Raw genomic sequence first — 18817 nt, 5'->3', positions numbered from 1 at the left:
TTATCAATATTGGTTCACGAGTCCTGAACTGCCCCCCAAAAGGCGCCCGACAGGTGCAGCGCGGACGTGACCTGGTAGCCCAGCCCGACGAAGGCGATGCCGAAGCACGCGTCCCGCGTGGTCTCGCGCCGGCCCATGTAGCCAACGTAGCCCGTGGCGTTGCCAATCACGTACGACGCGCCGACCGAGTAATTGTGCAGCGTGTTGTCGCCGGTGCCCGGGCGCTGCTGGTCATAGGCCACGCCGAAGGACAGCGGCCCCTGCTGGTACATGACCCCGCCGCCAAATGTTGCCCCGCGCGCCGTGCTACCGGGTTGCTCGCCGAAACCATAGTCGAACTGGACACTGACCGGGCCGATGGTCTTCTTGTAGACAACGCTGTTGTTGACCCGATAGCCCTGGAAGAAGATGTCGCCGCCGGTGTAGAGCGGGTCGGACCAGAAATTGCCCCAGCTCTGGTCAAGCGGGTCGAACGCCCAGCCGATATTGTTCAGCGCGTTGTACTGGCGGCCGAAAATCAGGGCGCCCCAGTCGCCGGAGAGGCCGACGTAGGCCTGGCGGCCGAACAGCGCGTTGTAGGCTGTCTTGCCCTCGTCGGTGCCAAAGCCGTTTTCCAGCAGGAACATGGCCTTGTTGCCGCCGCCGAGATCCTCGTTGCCTTTCAGGCCCCAGCGGCCGCCGCCGATCCTCGCGGAAAAAAATTACTTATGTGACGAAGGGATGGTCGTGCGCCACGGGAAACGACTCGCGAGGCGAATCGTGCGTCACGCCCCGGCGCGAGCGGCCTCAGACCGCTTCGGCGATGGCCTTGCCCACGTCGCTCGTGCCGGCCTTGCCGCCGGCATCCGGCGTCAGCGGACCTTCGCGCAACACGGTCTCGATCGCGGCGAGGATCGCGTCATGTGCCTGGCGTCCGGCTTCACCGCCCAGGAAGTCCAGCATCATCGCGCCCGACCAGATCATGCCGATGGGGTTGGCGATCTGCTTGCCGAAGATGTCCGGCGCCGAGCCGTGCACTGGTTCGAACAGCGACGGGAACTTGCGTTCCGGGTTCAGGTTCGCCGAACCTGCCAGGCCGATGGTGCCGGTGCACGCCGGGCCGAGGTCGGAGAGCAGGTCGCCGAACAGGTTGGAGGCCACCACCACGTCAAAGCGCTCGGGCTGCAGCACGAAGCGGGCGCACAGGATGTCGATGTGCTGGCTGTCCCATTCAATCTCCGGGTACTACGCCCCCATCGCGGCGGTGCGCTCGTCCCACCACGGCATGCTGACGGCAATGCCGTTGGACTTGGTGGCCGACGTAAGCTTTTTGCGGGGACGGGATTGCGCGAGTTCGAACGCGTACTTCAGGATGCGGTCGGTGCCGTGGCGGCTGAAGATCGACTGCTGCATCACCAGCTCGCGCTCGGTGCCTTCGTACATGCGGCCGCCGACGGAACTGTACTCGCCCTCGGTGTTCTCGCGGACCACGTAGAAGTCGATGTCGCCGGGCTTCTTGCCGGCCAGCGGGCAGGGCACGCCAGGCAGCAGGCGCACGGGGCGCAGGTTAACGTACTGGTCGAATTCGCGGCGGAACTTGAGCAGAGAGCCCCACAGCGAGATGTGGTCGGTTACCTTGTCGGGCCAGCCGACGACGCCGAAGTAGATGGCGTCGAAGCCGTCGAGCTGCTGCTTCCAGTCGTCCGGCATCATCTTGCCGTGGCGCAGGTAATAGTCGCAGTTGGCCCATTCGAAGTGGCGCACTTCAATGGGCAGGTTGAACTTGCGCGCGGCGGCTTCGACGACGCGCAGCCCTTCGGGGAGGACTTCGTTGCCGATGCCGTCGCCGGCAATGGCGGCAATCCGGAACGAAGCTGGAGATGGTTTGGTCATGGCGGTGTCTCGTTCGGGTCTGGTGTGTCTGGTGGTCTGGACGCGATCGAGGATGCCGGTAAACCGCGCGCGGATCATCCGCGCAAGCGTGGATACAGGAAACACGAATCGTGAATAATCTGCCCCCACTGGAAGACCTGCGGGTGTTCTGCCTGGTCGCGCAGCGCGCCAGCTTCGTGGCTGCTGCGGGAGAGCTGGGCAATTCGCCGGCCTATGTCAGCAAGCGCGTCAAGGCGCTGGAGCAGGCGATGGGCGCGCAACTGCTGCACCGGAGCACGCGCCAGGTGTCGCTGACCGAAAGCGGCGACCGCGTGTGCCGCTGGGCGCGCCACATGCTCGACGAGATCGGCCAGTTGATGGATGACGTCTCCGCGGGTGGCGGCGCGCCGCGCGGGCTGGTGCGGATCGGCAGCAGCGTGGGATTCGGCAGGCGCCATGTCGCGCCGCTAATCTCGACGCTATGCGATGAGTTCCCCGGCCTGGAAATCCGCTTTGACGTGTTCGACAAGCTGGTCGACCTCGTGGCCGAGGGCATCGACCTCGACATCCGCATCGGCAACGACATCGCCCCGCACCTGATCGCACGGCGGCTGGCGCGCAACTGGCGCGTGCTGTGCGCGGCCCCGTCGTATCTCGCGGCGCGCGGCGCGCCACAGATGCTCGATGCGCTGGCGCAACACGACTGTCTTGTGACGAAAGAGCGCGACCATCCGTTTGGCATCTGGCGCCTGACGGGGCCGGAGGGCGACCGCAACGTCAAGGTCGGCGGCCGGCTGTCGTCCAACCACGGAGAGATCGTCACGGGTTGGGCGCTGGCCGGGCAAGGCGTCATGCTGCGCTCGATGTGGGACGTGAAACCTGACCTCGAAGCCGGCCGCCTGGTGCAGGTGCTGCCCGACTATCGGCAGGACGCGGATATCTGGGCGGTGTATCCTTCGCGCCTTTCCGGCTCTGCACGGCTGCGCGCCTGCGTCGAGTTTTTCATGCGGCATCTTGGGGATGCCACCGGGGAATCCAGCACATGACAGAAGACAGCTTTGCATTCCGCCTCAAGGAATTGCTCGAACACAAGAAACTCACATTGCAGACGGTGGCTAACGCGCTCGACGTATCGCGCCCGGCCGTCCATAAATGGACCAAGGGCGGCGAGATCGACTATGAAAAGCTGCGCAAGCTGGCGGCGTTCCTTGGCGTCAACTGGATCTGGCTGCGCTATGGCGAGCAGGCGCGGAAGGAGGCGGAAACGTCGAGCGCGGTGGAAATCCCCATGACCGACATGCGCCGCCGCTACACGGCCGAGATCATGGAAAGCGAGGCGCGCATGAAGCTGGCGCAGGAGGGCGCGCGCATCGTCACGTGGGAATGGAACCTGATCACGGACGGCGTGACTTTTTCCTCCAACGTCGAAGCCGTGTATGGCTGGCGCATCGTCAGCAACGAGAGCTTCTGGAAGCATGTACATGCCGATGCGTTTCCATGATGAATGCTGCCTACGAAGAATCGCTGCGTACAGGGAAGGCGCACGAGTTCGATTTCCGCTTGTATCAGCCCGACGGCAGCATCCGCTGGATCTCATCGCGCGCCACGCCGGTACGCGAACTGGACGGGCGCATCGTCAAGATCGTCGGCATCAGCATGGACAACACCGCGCGCAAGCTTGCCGAGCAGTCGCTGCGCGACCAGCAGGCGCGGTTCCGCGCGGTCTTCGAACTGACGTCGGAAGGCATGGCATTGCTGGACGGTGATCTGCGCTGCGAGTCGGTCAATGCGGCCCTGGCGGCGCTGACCGGCTGCGATGCCGATGCACTGCTCGGCAGCGGATTCGCGGAACGCTTTGCCGATATCGGCGCGCGCCTGCGCAAGATGACGCGTGCCCGTCCGCGAGCCAGGTTCGATGCGGAACTGCCGCGGGCGGACGGAAGCGGCTTGGCGGTAACGGTCCGCGCGACGCTGGAGCGCAGCGAGGACGGCGCGTCGTACTACGCGCTGGCGATGTGCGCTGGCTGATCACGGCCGGCGAAGTTGAAGCGCCCGCGTTCGGATTGCACAACGCCACCTGGGCTCAGTCACCGCGTTTTCGCCCAGCGGTCGAAAGCGGCGCAGCCCAGCAGCACCGCACTGGTGACGAAGAACACCGCGCGCATGCCGACATGCACGCCGATCTGGCCACCGATCAGCGGACCGGTCACCTGGCCCGCAAACTGTGCCGACTGCAGGTAGCCGAGCATCTTGCCTGACTGGTGTTCCTTTGTTGCCTGCCGCACAAGCTTGCCGATCGCTGGCAGCAATCCAGCTACCGTCATCCCCATGAGGCCACGCAAAATAGCGAGAGTCCACCAGTTTGTGACGAACGCCTGCGGAATCATGACGACAGCAGTGGCGACCAGGCAGCCGATGATCACGCGCCAGGCCCCGAGGCGGTCAGCCAGCGCGCCGAGCCGGGAAGCCGTCAAGACGCTGCCGAGCGCCGAGCTCGCCATGACGATGCCGGCAATGGTCGATAGTTGCGCACGGGGTACGCCGAGTTGACCGATGTAGACGGTGATAATTGGCTCGATCGACATGTTGGAAAACAGCACCATGGTCGCTGTAACGAGCAACGCGACCAGCGGAACGCGCGAACTGCGCTCGTGCCTATCCGCTATAGCCTCATGGGACAATGTCCTTTTCGCCGGTCGCCTGAAGTCCTCGCGTACCAGAAATATGGTCAGCAGCGCGGCCACCGAGATCATCGCGCCACCCGCGAAAAAGGTGCCGCGGATGCCGATCAGGTTCGGCAGCAGGCCGCCGACAAGCGGACCAACCAGATTGCCCACCAGTGCGCCACTGGACAGCACGCCTAGCGCCCATCCCGCGCGTTCGGCCGGCGCCTGCGTGCCAATCATGACGGTGGCCGCCGAAGCATAGCCGCCGATGAGGCCTGCCGCAAAACGCAGGGCGACGAGTTCGTAGATGTTATGCGCCAGGCCGATCATCGACATGACGATGGCCATGCCCACCGCCGCGCGAACCAGCATGGGCTTGCGCCCAAAGCGATCGGCCAGTCGCCCCCATAGCGGCGCGGTCACGGCCGTTGCCAGAAAGGTCACGCCAAAGGCGACGCCGGACCATTGGACGATCTCGTTCTGCGCCGTGATGCCAAGCTGCTCCACATAGAGTGGCAGGAACGGCAACAGCATGCTGAGACTGACCAGCGTGGTAAATGACCCGAAAGTCGCCACGGCCAGGTTGCGCTTCCAGTACGAGGCGTTGCGGTCCGCGTAGTTGGCCCCCGAGTGGCTTTCACGGGCGGAGATGGTGATGATGGGATTCGGCATGGCAAGAAATCTCGCGATCGGTGGACCGAGATCACGTCCTGGTCGGACACGCCACAAGATCAGCGCGCCATCCTCCGATTGCCGCCAGAGCAAGGCGGACTTTGCTCGGGGCCTGAGTGAGTCGCTAGAACGCGTGACGAAGTAATCGATCGGTGCTTGCCATTGTGGTCTACCCGTTGCGAGAGATCATCGGGGTTGGCGGCAAATCAGTTGTTCCGCTGCATTGACAGTGGGTCCGTGCGGCGCGGATCAATGCACGATGCGGTAGGACCCGGCTCCCGTGCATCATCGATTCCGCGTCATTCGGACGCTGCCTCCAGCATCAGTTCATTGTTCTTTGTTTCGGCGTGGGAACGTAGCGAGGGCCGTCTGCAAATCGCCCACTCAGGCGTCCTGGAACTCGCTTTGCGTTCGCAGAACCTTCACCAGGTGTTCGCCATGCATGCGCGCGTAGTCATGGGCAAGTTTCTCGGCTTCCGTAACATTGCCATCGAGAATTGCAGTGGCCATATGCTCGTGCTCGGCATAGATGGCATCGGAATATTCCATTAGTTTCGTGGTCATGAGGATGTAGAGCATGACCGGGTCGCTGATTTGTCCGTACTGGGCGATGAGGCGACGATGGCGCGATAGCGCGACGACGGTCTTGTGAAAAGCCAGGTCGGCTTCGGCTATGCCCCTGCGGTCCTTGTTTGCGATAGCGGATTTCAATTCCGCCAAAGCCTTGCGCAGCTGCGTGCGGCCAGCATCGTCGATATTTGCGGCTGCGAGGCTGGCGGCCATCCCTTCCAGGTTGCTGCGCAACGTATATAGCTCCCAGGCGTCTTCTGCCGAGAGCGATACCACTTCCCATCCGGTATAGGCGTGCTGGATCAGAAGACCCTCACTGGCCAATCGCTGCATGCCAGCACGAACCGTGGAGCGGGAAAGGCCGATCTGGGTCGCAAGCGAGATCTCCGTGAGTCGTGAGCCCGGTGCCAGATCCCCGGAAAAGATGGCGTCCCGGATCCAGTCGGCTGCCTGTCGATCCAGGCTGCGCTTGTCGATTTCAATGCGAGTATTCATAGGTGCTTGACTTGGCAGGTGAGTCGGTCGCCCCTCGTATCGCCCCAGGAAATGGCGCTTCCCCGTCCGCCCGCCGATGGAAAGGATCGCTGCCATGATACCGCCACCTGAGTCATGATTGTTAATTGTTGCCAATTGAAGAGGGGCAACCCCGAAGCCGCGGCCGCAAGCCGTGTTGCCGTCACTTGGGCAGGCGCTTCCCAAGTCACTCCGAGCCTGCCTGCCTCGCGCCGGACATCGTCGCACGCCGCGCGGGGCGCACCAGGAAGGTAACGTCAGCACCGTGTTGCACCAGCTGGCCACCGTAGTAGCCTCCAATTGCACCAGCACCCAAAACAAGAATTCGCATACGGGCCCCATCAGCAGAGGGTTGTACAGGGTCAGGACACGGCGGCTGCTCGTGCCCTGAAACGTCAGTCGGCAGTTCAACCGCCGATTTCCTCTCGCAGCAAATGCTGCGGCATGGCAGCAAGCAGGAGAACTGCCCCGAGTACCAGCGCTGCCGCGAAGGTGTACAGGCCGTAATCCAGCGACCCCGTCGTGGTCTTCACCAGGCCGAGCATGGATGGGCTGGCGAACCCTCCGATCAGTCCGATACTGTTGATTACTGCAATACCACCCGCAGCACCTGAGCTGGAAAGATAGGAGGTCGGGATCGTCCAGAACAGGGGCATCGCGGTCAGAACGCCCAGCGTAGTGATCGAAAGCACAGCCAACGCGACGGGCAGGCTGCTATGCACGAACGTCACGGCCACCAGGCCCATGGCGGCAACGATCATGCCGAGCGCGACGTGCCAGCGGCGTTCACGCGTCTTGTCCGAATGCTTGCCGACCACCACCATGCCGACGGTGGTGATCAGATAGGGAATCATCGTGAGGATGCCGATGTGCAAGGGGTTGGTCACGTGATAGCTGCGAACCATTTCGGGAAGCCAGAAGCTGATGATGTAAAGGCCCGCAGCAATGGTGAAATAAACCACTGACAACGCATACAGCCGCGGATCGCGCAGCGTCTTCAGGAAGGAGTGGTCATGGCCATGTGGGTCCGTGGCGCCTACTTCGCGTGCCACAACCTCTTGTTCCCTGGCGGACAACCAACTGGCATCGGCGGGCTTGTCGGCGAGCACAAAGAGGACGAGCACGCCGAGGATGACGGACGGGACCGCCTCGATGATGAATAGCCATTGCCAGCCATGCAGTCCGGAGGTGTCGCTGAGGTTGGTCATGATCCAGCCGGACAAGGGGCCGCCGATGATGCCGGATACCGCGATCGCCGACATGAAGAGCGTAATGATCTTGCCCCGCATCGCGGGCGGAAACCAGTATGTCAGGTAGAGCACGATGCCGGGAAAGAACCCGGCCTCGAAAGCGCCAAGGAAGAAGCGAGCCACATAGAACTGCGTCGGGCTCGTGATAAAGGCAAAACTTGCCGAAATGACGCCCCATACGACCATGATGCGCATCATGGTCTTGCGTGCACCAATTTTCTCGAGCAGCAGGTTGCTGGGCACCTCGAACAGGAAATAGCCAATGAAGAAGATGCCGGCGCCAAGGCCGTAGACAGCATCTGAGAAGCCGAGGTCATGCTTCATCTGGAGCGCGGCAAAGCCAATGTTTACGCGGTCCAGATAGGCAAACACATAGCAGATGAAAAGGAACGGAATTATGCGCCGCGTGACCTTGGCGTAGACACTTCGGACTTCGTCGCTCGAGTGTATGTCCGCAGTGCGCTGACGCGCCGCGGAGGTGGAGATTGTTGTCATGATCCTGTCATCCGTTCAGATTGTTGTGAGGTTGGTGGCTTCCGAGGGGAGTCTGGTCGCGAGCATCCACGACAGGTCTCCACCCCGCCTCGAAAGCTGACTGGAAGTAGTAGGTGACAATCAGGCGCGACGGGGAAAAGCATTCCCGCCCTTGGCATCGATTCCCCGTGCGCCAGCGGTTGGGCTCACAGACCAAGATGGCTGCGACGAACCTGCGGCGGATGGGCGCGCAGGGCCTCTTCGATGGGGTCGCAGCCCCATCCCGGCGCGTCCGGAACTTGAATGGCACCATTCACGATCTCGGGCGTACGGGTGAACAACTGGTCGTCCCAGGCCAGACGATCGACGTCAACTTCCATCACGCGCAGGTTTGGAACCGCCGCCGCGAAATGGACGTTCATCATGGTCGACAGGTGGCTATAGAAGTTGTGCGGGGCGATGTTGACGTCAAAGGCGTCTGCCACGCTGGCGATCTTCATGGCTTGCCACACACCATTCCAGACTGCGTCGACGATGGCCACATCCATTGACTGCGCCTGGAAGTAGGGCAGGAACTGGCGGATGCCAAAGAGCGTTTCGCACGCTGCAATCGGTGCGTGGCTCCGTTGGCGGATGTACGCCATGGCGTCCGGATTGTAGATATCGAGTTCTACCCAGAAGAGGTCGAAGTCCTTGATGGCGTTGATGAGCGAGAGGTAGCCCTCTGTACGCGCGTTGAAATTCAGGTCCACCAGGATGTCGACGTCCGGACCCGCACCATCGCGCAGCGCTTCGAGGTGCGCACGCAGATTGCGCAGCAATGCCTTGTCCACATTGAGCGACGGCGCGTAGGGCGAGCCGAAGCCGGCCATCCACTGTCGCGGCTTGCCGTTTTCATTGATAAAGAGATTGGTCTTGAGAGCGGAAATCCCGGATTTGCGTGCGTCCTCGCCAGCCTTCTTGACGCCGTCCAGATCGACGATCGCCGGTGGGTAGAGGTTTGGGTGGCTGATTCGCCAGGTTGCGCAGTGAGACCAATAGATGGGGATGCTGCCCCGGTGCTTGCCGCCCAGCAATTGATAGACGGGTAACCCCAGCGATTTGGCTTTCGCGTCGAGCAGCGCATTCTCGATTGCCCCAATGGCCTCGGCGCTGAGCCCGTAGGGAGCTGGGCGCAGGGATGCCGCAAGCCGGCCATATGCCTCTTCGTGGTCATACACCGATTTCCCGACCAACCGCGCCCCTAGTTGCTCGATGACAGCGGTCAGACCCGGCGGCCCGAACGATTCGTCATATTCGCTCCAGCCGACGATTCCGTCCGATGTCACCACTTTCAGGAAGTAGTAGTTTCGCCACCCTGCATCGCAGGAAATGGTCTCAAAGTGCTCGATACGCATGGTTCTTTCGTCCGTGACAACAAACAACAAATAATTGTTAACAATTAACACGAAGCCTAGGTGGAGCAATGCCGGGAGGCAACTAAGGTAAACCCGAGGTCGCCACGTGATTTCGCTTGGGTGGCGACAGAGTCGTTACGGCCATCACTTCCCTGCGCGAAGCGCGAAAGCGCAGCGGAAACAGCCACGCGGCAATCTCAGTAGGGGAAATTGGCGCTTCGTAATCGCGCCAGGCGCCCGAACACGCCTGCGCACCTCCAGTCTGAAGGCTGTATGGCTGACCGCCGGCGTCACTTGGATTGCTGCTGTTTCGTTGTAATCGATGAGCAGCCGGTGAGTTATTCCTCGATGTATCAATTCTTGTTCCCCGCGGGAGCTTCATCGAAAAAAAAGCTCAGCCTAAAGTCTGGCCGCGGACAACAACCGCATAACAACGATTCAATCAAGGAGAAGACAAATGTTATCCACGAAACGGTCATTGGTATTTTCCACGGCCATTTTTACGCTTGCCGCAGGCGGAACCAACGTGTTTGCTCAGGCGCGAACGACACTACAGACGATTGACTTCCCGCAGGGTTACGAGACCATGGCCGTTATTGCTGAACTCGAGCCGGGCGCCTGCACGAGCCGGCACGCTCATCCGGGGATCGAAAGCGCCTATGTGCTGGAAGGAGAGGCCGTCGCAAAGTTCGATAATAAGCCGGACCTGATCTTGAAAGCAGGGCGGCCGTTGCAATTCGGACCCCGGGAGATGCACACCGTGTGCAATACTGGGAGCGGGAAATTCAAGGCGCTTGCTCACTATATCGTAGAAAAAGGCAAGCCGTTGGTGTTGCATGATCACTGATATTGATTGAATCACTTCAACAGCATTGCAATTGATTTGCCTTGGCAGCTTTCGTTGTCATGTTTTGGCGCGGTGCAGAGCCCGGTGCGGCGATAATCCGCGAATTTTCCCAGAGGATTAATAGTCATGCTGAGACAAACAAAAGCAGTGGCGTCATCGGTTTTGATTGCCTTCTTGCTAATGATGGAAGGTGCGTCCAGTGCGCACGCAGGAACTAAGCTCCCGGACCCAGTGAAGGCCGGTGTCGCCGAACAGCTCTTTCGAATGGATTGCGGCCGCTCGCTTGCGAACGATGAATCGGTATGGACGCCCGGCGAGAATGCCGGCCGCAGTATTGAATTCTCATCAACTTGCTGGCTGATAAGGCACGGCAGTGACTGGTTGCTTTGGGATACGGGTGTTCCTGAATCGGCGTTCAACGATCCCAAAGGTTGGTCCACCTTACCGAAATTGATCGTCTATCACCTAGACAAGACACTGACGGATCAACTTGCCGAAATCGGGCTGAAGCCGGGTGATATAGGTCGGGTTGCCGTTTCGCATACGCACGGCGATCACATCGGCAATGTGAACCTGTTTCCTAACGCCGCAGTTCTGATGCAACGGGCTGAGTATAGCTGGATACATTCCCCCAACGGATCGAACGAGAACGTAAATCAGTTGATGGCACTGGCGCGCAAGCTGCTGGGTACGCCGAAGAACTTGCAGCTTGTAGATGGCGATACCGATGTGTATGGCGATGGCAGCGTCGTTCTCATTTCAACGCCCGGTCATACTCCTGGCAGCCAGGCCCTGCTGGTGCATCTCAAAAATTCCGGCTTTGTCATCCTGTCTGGCGACGTTGTTCACCTGGAAGGGAATTTCGAGAGGAGCATAGTTCCATCCCTGAATACCGACAATCAAGAATCTATCGCATCGATGAATAAAATCAGGAAACTCATCGAAACCTACAAGGCGAAGCTCTTCATCAATCATGACAAGAAACAGTCCGATCAGCTTAAGCTGATTCCTGCATTCTACAATTGAGGTTTCGGCGACCGGTCGTGAGGGCATGCCGTTATGCTGAGAATTTATCGACCAGGAAATCGACGAATGCGCGGACCCGGCGTGTGACGTAGCGTGCGGAAGGGTAGAGCAGCACGAAAGGCCGGGTACTGCCGCCAAATTCTTGCAGCACTTCCACGAGCGTGCCGTCCCGCAAATCCTGTTCCACGACAAAACGGTAAGTCTGGAACAGGCCTGCGCCGGCACGCACCAATGTCGCGCCACCGAGAATATCTTCGGAGGCTGCGTAAGAGCCGGCCGTCATGATATCCGTGTCCTCGTCGTTGACCTGGAACGTCCATGGGATCCTGCGGCCGCTGCTGGGGCGTTCGAACTGAATGCACTCATGCCTGGGCAGGTCGTCCGGCGACTCTGGCTTGCCGGCGCGCCGCAGATATTCGGGCGTCGCCACGACAACCAGCTCCGCATCTTCCAGTTTGCGTGCGATCAGATTCGAATCGTCCGGTGCGCGCCCGCGCACGGAGAGGTCGTAGGTGTCATCGGCAAAGTCCACGTTGCGGTTGCTGATGTGCACGTCGATTTCGACTTCAGGGTACAGCGACCGAAATTCAGGCAATACAGGCAGCACGCGATAGTGTGCATAAGGCGTTGGCAGGCTGATACGAAGCCGTCCTGCCGGCGCGGCTTGCTGGCCGCTGATCTGCCGTTCCGCGTCAACCAACTGCGCCAATGCGGCACGGCTCTGTTCGAAATAGACCCGTCCTTCATCGGTCAGGCGAATCTGACGTGTGGTTCGCACGAAGAGGCGCGCGCCGAGGCGTTCTTCCAGCCTTTGCACGGTGCGGCTGACCGCTGCTGGCGTCACGCTCGCGGCCACCGCGGCGGCGGTGAAGCTTCCGAGTTCGGCGGCAAGGCAGAACAGCTCGATGCTGCCTAGTTGGAGGTCATCGAATTGCCGTTTCATGTTCTGGTTTCTGTCGGAGGCATCTTGGTAATGGCGGGCCGGTGGCTGTAGCGACATCCGTAATGCTCGACTGGATGTTGTCGTGCCACCGCAAGCGAGAGGAGTGCAACAGCAGTTTAATATTGGGCAGTGAGGCTTTAGGCGGACATTTGGGCCAAAACCGGACATTACCGCTTTGCTGCTACAACCATTTTCCGCATAATCTGTCTTATGTTAAATAAAGCACGTCTCCGTCCTTGAGTCCAACAACTCCGCTGTTCCCCGCGATTGCCCACCTTTCCGTTGGCCCCGTCCGAAATCTGAATATTACGTACATGTCTTCCCGGTTCCGATTGTCATAGGACTTCATTAGGCTGACGGCTCCAACGTATGGGTGCGGTTTTCTCGTCAAGCCATCAAGTCCGAGAGCACGATTGAGGAACAAGACGCGTCGGCTCACAGTGCGCTCCCGAAACGGCGCGCTTCATATCGTCCCGATCTGGCAGGCGCTGACGCAATACACAGAACAAGTTTGTCGCGTTGCTGTCCGCGTCGGTGATGCGGGCCGTGGTGGTGAAAGCCTGACGATTGACATCGCCGTGACGACTCACAGTTGCAGGACATCGCCACAAGGCTCAGCCAATCCCCGTGGCTGTTGACGACGACAGTTGAGCAACCTCCGCGCACCCACTCGCACGTGATCGCCCACCGATAAGCACTATGTTCCGGAACCTGGCCCGTCCAGGGTACGGAAACGGTACACCGCCTGGCGCCGATGGTCGATTGGCCATAGGCGCCAGGCGGTCAATTGGGCAAATCAGCCCTGGCAGACAAAGACAGGACAGGAGACTTTCGATCATGACAAAGCGAATTGCGCTGGTAACCGGTGGCATGGGCGGCATCGGCGAAGCGATCAGCACCAGGCTGTACGACGCAGGCTATACGGTGGTGGTCACTCATTCGCCAGGCAATGAAGGCGTGGCGGACTGGCTAGCCCGCATGGCGGAAACCGGGCGCTGTTTTGCCGCCTACAGTGTTGACGTGTCGGACTACCCGTCGTGCCAGGCGTGCGTGGCGCGAATCCAGGAGGAAATCGGGCCGGTCGATATCCTGATCAATAATGCCGGCATCACGCGCGACAGCAGCTTCAAGAAGCTTGATAAGGTCAACTGGGATGCGGTGGTTCGCACCAATCTCGATTCCCTGTTCAATATGACCAAGCAGGTCTGCGATGGCATGGTCGAGCGAGGTTGGGGCCGCATTGTCAATGTGTCGTCCGTCATCGGGTCCAAAGGTGGATTCGGCCAGACCAATTACGCGGCGGCCAAGGCGGGCGTGCATGGGTTCACCAAGGCACTTGCACTGGAGGTTGCCAAGCGAGGCGTCACGGTCAATACGGTGTCGCCGGGCTATGTCGCCACCAAGATGGTCATGGCCGTGCCGCAGGAGATTCTGGATACCAAGGTGCTTCCGCAGATTCCCGTGGGGCGACTGGGCCAGCCAGACGAAATTGCCGCGCTGGTCCAATACCTGTGTTCCGCCGAGGCGGGTTTCGTCACCGGCGCCAATATCGCCATCAATGGCGGACAGCACATGCAATGAACGCGCATAATGAGTGGTAGGACAATAGCCGGGCAGCGTACTCGCGGGCGCGAACGCGCCCGGCTGCTGCTTGAGGAAATGGCAGGACCGCATGGATATGTCGCGCAAATCGATTTCAGCCCTGCCGAGCGGCCACTATTGGGCCGTGCCTCATGCCCCTGTCCTGCTGGACGGACCCGACGGACATGAAGAGGTGTTTCCTGGTGCCCATTGCATCAGCGACGGCAGGTGGGTCAGTTTCTACAGGGACGACGAAGAGGTCTGGTCGTGCAATGCCCTGTACGCTGCCGCCCATTTCGACTTTGTCCCCCTCCTGAGCACCACGCGCACGACGACGGACGCCTGACGCTCGGCCTGCCTTTGGTGCTCACGCGCCCCACTCCGATTCTTCCGCCTGCCTGAAGACTGTTTTCCTCGGGCCCTATTTCCTTTCTGCTCCCGGAAATATAGCGTTCTGTCTATCCGGTCCGAATGACCGCGCTTGTCAGCAAAACCATGAAATCGTCACAGCCATTCATCTATGAGGCCCACGCGGCGCGCGTCGTGTTTGGCGCGGGGTCTTCAAGCCAGGTTGCCGCCGAAGTCGAAAGGCTCGGCGCCAAGCGGGCCTTGGTGCTCTGCACGCCGAACCAGCAGGCGGAGGCCGAGCGCATTGCCGACTTGCTTGGCCCCTTGTCCGCAGGCGTGTATGCGGGCGCCGTCATGCACGTGCCGATCGAGAGTGCGCGCGACGCAACAGCGCGGGCGCGCGAGGCCGGAGCGGATTGCGCCGTGGCAGTCGGCGGTGGATCGACCACGGGACTTGGCAAGGCCATCGCCCTGGAAACGGGGATGCCGATCGTGGCGATCCCAACCACCTACGCGGGCTCCGAAGTGACGCCGGTCTATGGTCTCACCGAAGCCGGCACGAAGCGCACCGGCCGCGATCCGCGCGTGCTGCCGCGCACGGTGATCTACGATCCCGCACTGACCGTCGGCTTGCCGCGCGGCCTGTCCGTCACGAGCGCGTTGAATGCGATTGCCCATGCCGCCGAGGGCCTGTACGCGCGTGACGCCAACCCCGTGATGTCGCTGATGGCCGAGGAAGGCATTCGCGCGCTCGCCGCGGGCATTCCAGCGGTATTCAACGATCCGGCCGACCTCGACGCGCGTTCCCAGTGCCTGTACGGAGCGTGGCTGTGTGGCACCGTGCTTGGCGGCGTCGGCATGGCGCTTCATCACAAGCTGTGCCATACGCTGGGTGGCAGCTTCAACCTGCCTCACGCCGAAACGCACACCATCGTGTTGCCGCATGCGCTGGCCTATAACGCCGCCGCCGTGCCAGAGGCGATGGCCCGCATCCGCAGGGCGACCGGCGCCGGCGAGCAATCCGCTGCAGCGACGCTGTTCGACCTGGCCCAGCGCCATGGCGCCCCTGTCGCCCTGCGGGACATCGGCATGCGCGAAGAGGATCTCGACCGCGCGGCGGATATCGCGCTCGCCAGCCCCTACTGGAACCCGCGCCCGATCGAGCGCGAGCCGATCCGTGCCCTGCTCCAGGCTGCCTACGAAGGCGTGCGGCCGGACTGACGCTGCGTGGCACGCAGAATTTCCAGACAGGAGAAGATATGAGGATCGGATTCATTGGCACCGGCAAGATGGGCCTGCCGATGGCGCGCCACATCGCCGCTGCGGGCCATGACGTCGTCGCCTATGACATCGCGCCGGAACAGGCATCGGCGGCGCGACACGCCGGCCTGGCGGTGGCCCCGTCCCTTGCGGACGCTGTCAGCGCAGCCGAGGTCATTTTCAGTTCGATGCCGAATGACGGCGCGTTCAGTGCGGTGGCGGGCCAGATTGCCAAAGCGGCCCGGCCCGGCGCGCTCTATATCGACACCAGCACGGTCTCTCCCGCGGCGTCGGCGGCAGTAGCGCCGTTGTTCGCGGCGCGTGATATCGCCTATCTGCGCGTCACGGTGTCCGGCAACAACCACATGGCCGAGGCCGCGAAGCTCACTGCATTGGTATCCGGACCCGCAGACGCGTACGAGCGCATCAAGCCGCTGCTGGCCGCATTGGGTCCGGCCCAGTTCTATCTGGGCGATGCCGAACAGGCCCGGCTGATGAAGCTCGTCGTCAACCTGCTGATCGCGCTGACTGGTGGCATGCTGGCCGAGGCCCTAACGCTGGGCAGCAAGGGCGGACTAGAGTGGCAGGCGATGTGGGATGTGATCACGGCCAGTGCGGTCGCCTCACCGATCGTCAAGGCCAAGGCCGCACAGCTTGCCGTGCATGACTACACGCCGACCTTCACGGTCGAGCAGATGCTCAAGGACGTTGGGCTGATCCTGGATGCCGGCGCACAGCTGCACGTGCCGATGGGGCTCACCGCCCTGCTCGGCCAGATGCTGCATGGCGCCGCTGCGCAAGGCATGGCCGGCGATGACTACGCCGCCATCATCAAATCCGCTGAGCTGGCGGCGGGCATGCAGCCGGGTCAACGTCAACCATAGCCTCCGGCCCGCTCGCCACGCATTTGCAGAGCGGGCGCGTCACGACGTCCACTTGCGTTCGTAGTCCATACGCTCGAAGTGCGACACCAGTAGCTCGATAAACAGGCGTGTCCGCGCCGGAAGGTGCGTCCGGTTCTGGAACGCGATATTGATCGTGAGCCTGGGCAAGTCCCAGTCATCGAGCACCGGGATCAGCCGCCCGGCGACGATATCGTCATAAAGGATGTACTTGGGCTGGACGAGGATGCCCATGCCCTCCAGCGCCGCGGCGCGTAGTACCTGGCCGTCGTTGGATTCCATCTTGCTGCGCACCGTGACGACCTGCTTTTCGTCGCCGCGTGTGAACGAGAGTTCATTGGGGCGATTGGCGTACGAATAGATCAGCATGGAATGATCCGCCAGCGCTTCGACGCTGCGTGGAATACCGTGCGTGTCCAGGTAGCGCGGCGTGGCGGCCAGCACCCGGCGCGTCTGCGCAAGGCGGCGCACCGTCAGGTTAGAGTCCGGCTCGAACTCGCGCGTGCGGATGGCCAGGTCCGTGCCGCTGTCCATGATGTCGTAGTAGCGATTGGCCGCCAGCACATTGACATTCACCTTCGGATAGCGCGTCGTGAACTCCGGCACCAACGGTGCCAGATGCTTCATGGCGAACGACAGCGACGCAGTGATCGTCAGTGTCCCGCTTGGTTCCAGCACGGCGGCGCTGACGTCGGCTTCCGCCTCCTTCATCTCCGCCAGCAATTCCTTGCAACGCCGGAAGTACTGCTCGCCGACCTGGGTCAGGTACAGGCGGCGCGTGTTGCGCTCGATCAGGCGCGCCGACAGCCGCCGTTCCAGCGAACTCAGGTAGCGGCTGGCCGCGGCATTGGACATCTCGAGGCTTTCGGCGGCGCGCGAGATGCTGCCGAACTCCGCGGTCTGTACGAACAACTCGATTTCGGTCCAGCGATCCATGCGTTGTATCCACCGCCTGCTACGCCTGCCGAGTTTTTCTCCAGGTGGAAGAAACATTTCCTCGGGCCGCGTTTTTTCTCGTTCGGAGGGAGTATAGACTCATCTGCGTCAGGGCTGCAAACGTTTGTTATTGCCGCCAGACCGCAAAACAAAAGAAGACCAGAACGATTACGAGCACAAGGCGAAAGTGGCGTTGCCGCGTCGCCAAGGAGACAGGTTTTATGACGCGCACCCTGATTCGCGGGGCTACGCTCGTCACGATGGAAGCCGCCCATGGGGAGTTCATTGGCGACTTGCTGATCGAGGATGACCGGATAGCCGCGCTTGCGCCGCATCTCGATGTGGCGGATGCCGCCGGAACCGAGCAGATCGACGCACGCGGCTTCATCGTGGCGCCGGGCTTCGTCAACGCCCATATGCACACCTGGCAAACCGCCCTGCGCGGCGTCGCCGGCGGCTGGACGCTCACGGAATATTTCCGCCAGATGCATGCAGGGCTGGCAACGCGCTTTACGCCGGAAGACATCCACGTGGCCACGCTGGCCGGTGCATGGAACCAGCTCGACTGCGGCACGACGACGCTGGTCGACTGGTGCCACAACAACCCTACTCCGGCACATAGCGACGCGGCCATCGATGCGCTGGAGCGCTCAGGCATCCGCGCTGCGTTCCTGCACGGATCGCCGAAGCCTGATCCCAAGCCCGGCATGGCGCCGTTCTGGGAGACGCCGCACCCGCGCCATGAGATCGAACGTTTGGCGCAGCGCTTGCAGGGCTCGGAACTGGTCAGCCTGGGCCTGGCCATCCTTGGCCCACACTACTCCACCATGGAAGTCGCGCTGCACGATTTCGCGCTGGCCCGCGAGTTCGGCTTGATAGCCAGCATGCACCAGGGCGGCGGCGCGGCACGCACGCCCGACGGCTGGGCTCGGCTGGAAGCGGCCGGTCTGCTGGGCCCGCACATCAACATTGTCCACGGCAATGACCTTAGCGATGCCCAACTCGCGCGCCTCGTCGATGCCGGGGTAAGTTTTTCGCTGACGCCGGAAAACGAGCTGACGCAGGGCCACGGCTTTCCGATTACCGGGCGCCTGCGCAAGCTCGGCGTGGCGCCGTCGCTGGGCATCGATCTCGAGTCCGGCTTGTCCGGTGAGATGTTCACGGCGGCGCGCGTTGCGCTCGGCGTGCAGCGCGCGCTGGATCACGCGGCATACCGCGCGGAGCACGGAGTCATCGCGCCGCGCCACGAGGTGACCTGTCGCGAGGCGCTGGAGTGGATCACGCTGGCCGGCGCACGGATGCTCGGCATGGCGGACCGCATTGGCTCGCTGGCGGTCGGCAAGCAGGCCGACCTCGTCCTGATCGACGCGCAGCGGCTCAACATGATGCCCGTGCACGACCCCATCAACGCTGTCGTCATGCAGGCCAGCCTGGCCAATATCGACAGCGTCTTCGTGGCTGGCGTCGCGCGCAAGCGGCGCGGCCGGCTGTTGGCCGATGGCGTGCCGCGCACGCTCGACGCGCTGCGCGCATCCGGCGAACGGCTGCTTGGCGCACAGGCCCACGCCCTTGCATAGGAAA

General features: G+C 61.9%; 17 protein-coding genes and 2 pseudogenes. 10 read left to right on the top strand and 9 right to left on the bottom strand.

What is annotated here, in order from left to right:
* Positions 1-35: 35 nt before the first annotated feature.
* Positions 36-680: pseudogene (locus ACIGJG_RS28900) on the bottom strand (porin); the annotation flags it as partial.
* 106 nt (positions 681-786) lie between these two features.
* A pseudogene (locus ACIGJG_RS28895) lies at positions 787-1872 on the bottom strand (tartrate dehydrogenase).
* 110 nt (positions 1873-1982) lie between these two features.
* On the opposite strand from ACIGJG_RS28895, the gene ACIGJG_RS28890 reads away from it, so the two are divergent.
* From ACIGJG_RS28890 to ACIGJG_RS28880, 3 genes are read left to right on the top strand one after another with little or no spacing between them, the layout of a single operon-like run.
* Positions 1983-2897 carry a LysR substrate-binding domain-containing protein gene (locus ACIGJG_RS28890; protein WP_483673556.1) on the top strand — a complete coding sequence of 305 codons (915 nt, stop codon included), beginning with the start codon at positions 1983-1985 and terminating at the stop codon, positions 2895-2897.
* Positions 2894-3352 carry a helix-turn-helix domain-containing protein gene (locus tag ACIGJG_RS28885; protein ID WP_483673555.1) on the top strand — a complete coding sequence of 153 codons (459 nt, stop codon included), beginning with the start codon at positions 2894-2896 and terminating at the stop codon, positions 3350-3352. The genes ACIGJG_RS28890 and ACIGJG_RS28885 overlap by 4 nt, the downstream gene beginning before the upstream one ends.
* Positions 3349-3879, top strand: coding sequence for a PAS domain-containing protein (locus tag ACIGJG_RS28880; RefSeq protein WP_483673554.1), 531 nt, complete (start codon positions 3349-3351; stop codon positions 3877-3879). Before ACIGJG_RS28885 ends, ACIGJG_RS28880 begins: the two co-directional genes overlap by 4 nt.
* A gap of 59 nt (positions 3880-3938) precedes the next feature.
* Here the strand turns inward: ACIGJG_RS28880 and ACIGJG_RS28875 are convergent, their stop codons facing one another.
* From ACIGJG_RS28875 to ACIGJG_RS28855, 5 genes are all read right to left on the bottom strand, one after another.
* Positions 3939-5189, bottom strand: a complete 1251-nt coding sequence (locus ACIGJG_RS28875; protein WP_011300238.1) for an MFS transporter — start codon at positions 5187-5189, stop codon at positions 3939-3941.
* 384 nt (positions 5190-5573) lie between these two features.
* Positions 5574-6350: a GntR family transcriptional regulator gene (locus ACIGJG_RS28870; protein ID WP_011300239.1), complete on the bottom strand. Its 777-nt coding sequence runs from the start codon at positions 6348-6350 to the stop codon at positions 5574-5576.
* A 109-nt stretch (positions 6351-6459) separates the two neighbouring features.
* A complete protein-coding gene (locus tag ACIGJG_RS28865) occupies positions 6460-6603 on the bottom strand; it encodes a 2-dehydropantoate 2-reductase N-terminal domain-containing protein (protein WP_483673552.1) in 144 nt (47 codons plus the stop codon).
* A 76-nt stretch (positions 6604-6679) separates the two neighbouring features.
* Complete coding sequence (locus tag ACIGJG_RS28860) at positions 6680-8017, bottom strand: MFS transporter (RefSeq protein WP_140950825.1); 1338 nt, start codon at positions 8015-8017, stop codon at positions 6680-6682.
* Between the two features lie 185 nt (positions 8018-8202).
* Positions 8203-9393 carry a mandelate racemase/muconate lactonizing enzyme family protein gene (locus tag ACIGJG_RS28855; RefSeq protein ID WP_011300242.1) on the bottom strand — a complete coding sequence of 397 codons (1191 nt, stop codon included), beginning with the start codon at positions 9391-9393 and terminating at the stop codon, positions 8203-8205.
* Between the two features lie 457 nt (positions 9394-9850).
* On the opposite strand from ACIGJG_RS28855, the gene ACIGJG_RS28850 reads away from it, so the two are divergent.
* Together ACIGJG_RS28850 and ACIGJG_RS28845 are read left to right on the top strand one after the other, a co-directional pair.
* Positions 9851-10240, top strand: coding sequence for a cupin domain-containing protein (locus ACIGJG_RS28850; RefSeq protein ID WP_011300243.1), 390 nt, complete (start codon positions 9851-9853; stop codon positions 10238-10240).
* A gap of 126 nt (positions 10241-10366) precedes the next feature.
* On the top strand, positions 10367-11266 hold the full coding sequence (locus ACIGJG_RS28845) for an N-acyl homoserine lactonase family protein (protein ID WP_483673550.1): 900 nt from the start codon (positions 10367-10369) through the stop codon (positions 11264-11266).
* 31 nt (positions 11267-11297) lie between these two features.
* On the opposite strand, the gene ACIGJG_RS28840 is transcribed toward ACIGJG_RS28845, so the two are convergent.
* Positions 11298-12209 carry a LysR family transcriptional regulator gene (locus ACIGJG_RS28840; RefSeq protein ID WP_011300245.1) on the bottom strand — a complete coding sequence of 304 codons (912 nt, stop codon included), beginning with the start codon at positions 12207-12209 and terminating at the stop codon, positions 11298-11300.
* Positions 12210-13046: 837 nt separating this feature from the next.
* Here ACIGJG_RS28840 and phbB point away from each other — a divergent pair.
* The 4 genes from phbB to ACIGJG_RS28820 all read left to right on the top strand — a co-directional run bounded on the left by phbB (position 13047) and on the right by ACIGJG_RS28820 (position 16282).
* Positions 13047-13790, top strand: coding sequence for an acetoacetyl-CoA reductase (gene phbB / locus ACIGJG_RS28835; protein ID WP_483673549.1), 744 nt, complete (start codon positions 13047-13049; stop codon positions 13788-13790).
* A gap of 91 nt (positions 13791-13881) precedes the next feature.
* A complete protein-coding gene (locus ACIGJG_RS28830; protein ID WP_235679791.1) occupies positions 13882-14136 on the top strand; it encodes a hypothetical protein in 255 nt (84 codons plus the stop codon).
* 149 nt (positions 14137-14285) lie between these two features.
* Complete coding sequence (locus ACIGJG_RS28825) at positions 14286-15359, top strand: maleylacetate reductase (RefSeq protein ID WP_011300249.1); 1074 nt, start codon at positions 14286-14288, stop codon at positions 15357-15359.
* Between the two features lie 38 nt (positions 15360-15397).
* Complete coding sequence (locus ACIGJG_RS28820; RefSeq protein ID WP_483673548.1) at positions 15398-16282, top strand: NAD(P)-dependent oxidoreductase; 885 nt, start codon at positions 15398-15400, stop codon at positions 16280-16282.
* A gap of 39 nt (positions 16283-16321) precedes the next feature.
* Here the strand turns inward: ACIGJG_RS28820 and ACIGJG_RS28815 are convergent, their stop codons facing one another.
* Positions 16322-17236, bottom strand: a complete 915-nt coding sequence (locus ACIGJG_RS28815) for a LysR family transcriptional regulator (RefSeq protein WP_011300251.1) — start codon at positions 17234-17236, stop codon at positions 16322-16324.
* A 221-nt stretch (positions 17237-17457) separates the two neighbouring features.
* Between ACIGJG_RS28815 and ACIGJG_RS28810 the strand changes: the two genes are divergently transcribed.
* Positions 17458-18813 (top strand): amidohydrolase family protein, encoded by a 1356-nt coding sequence (locus ACIGJG_RS28810; protein ID WP_483673547.1) that lies wholly within the window; start codon positions 17458-17460, stop codon positions 18811-18813.
* Positions 18814-18817: the final 4 nt, after the last annotated feature.

This window comes from Cupriavidus sp. C1SS-2L, from assembly GCF_057073735.1.
This window is presented reverse-complemented; position numbering and strand designations above follow the sequence as displayed.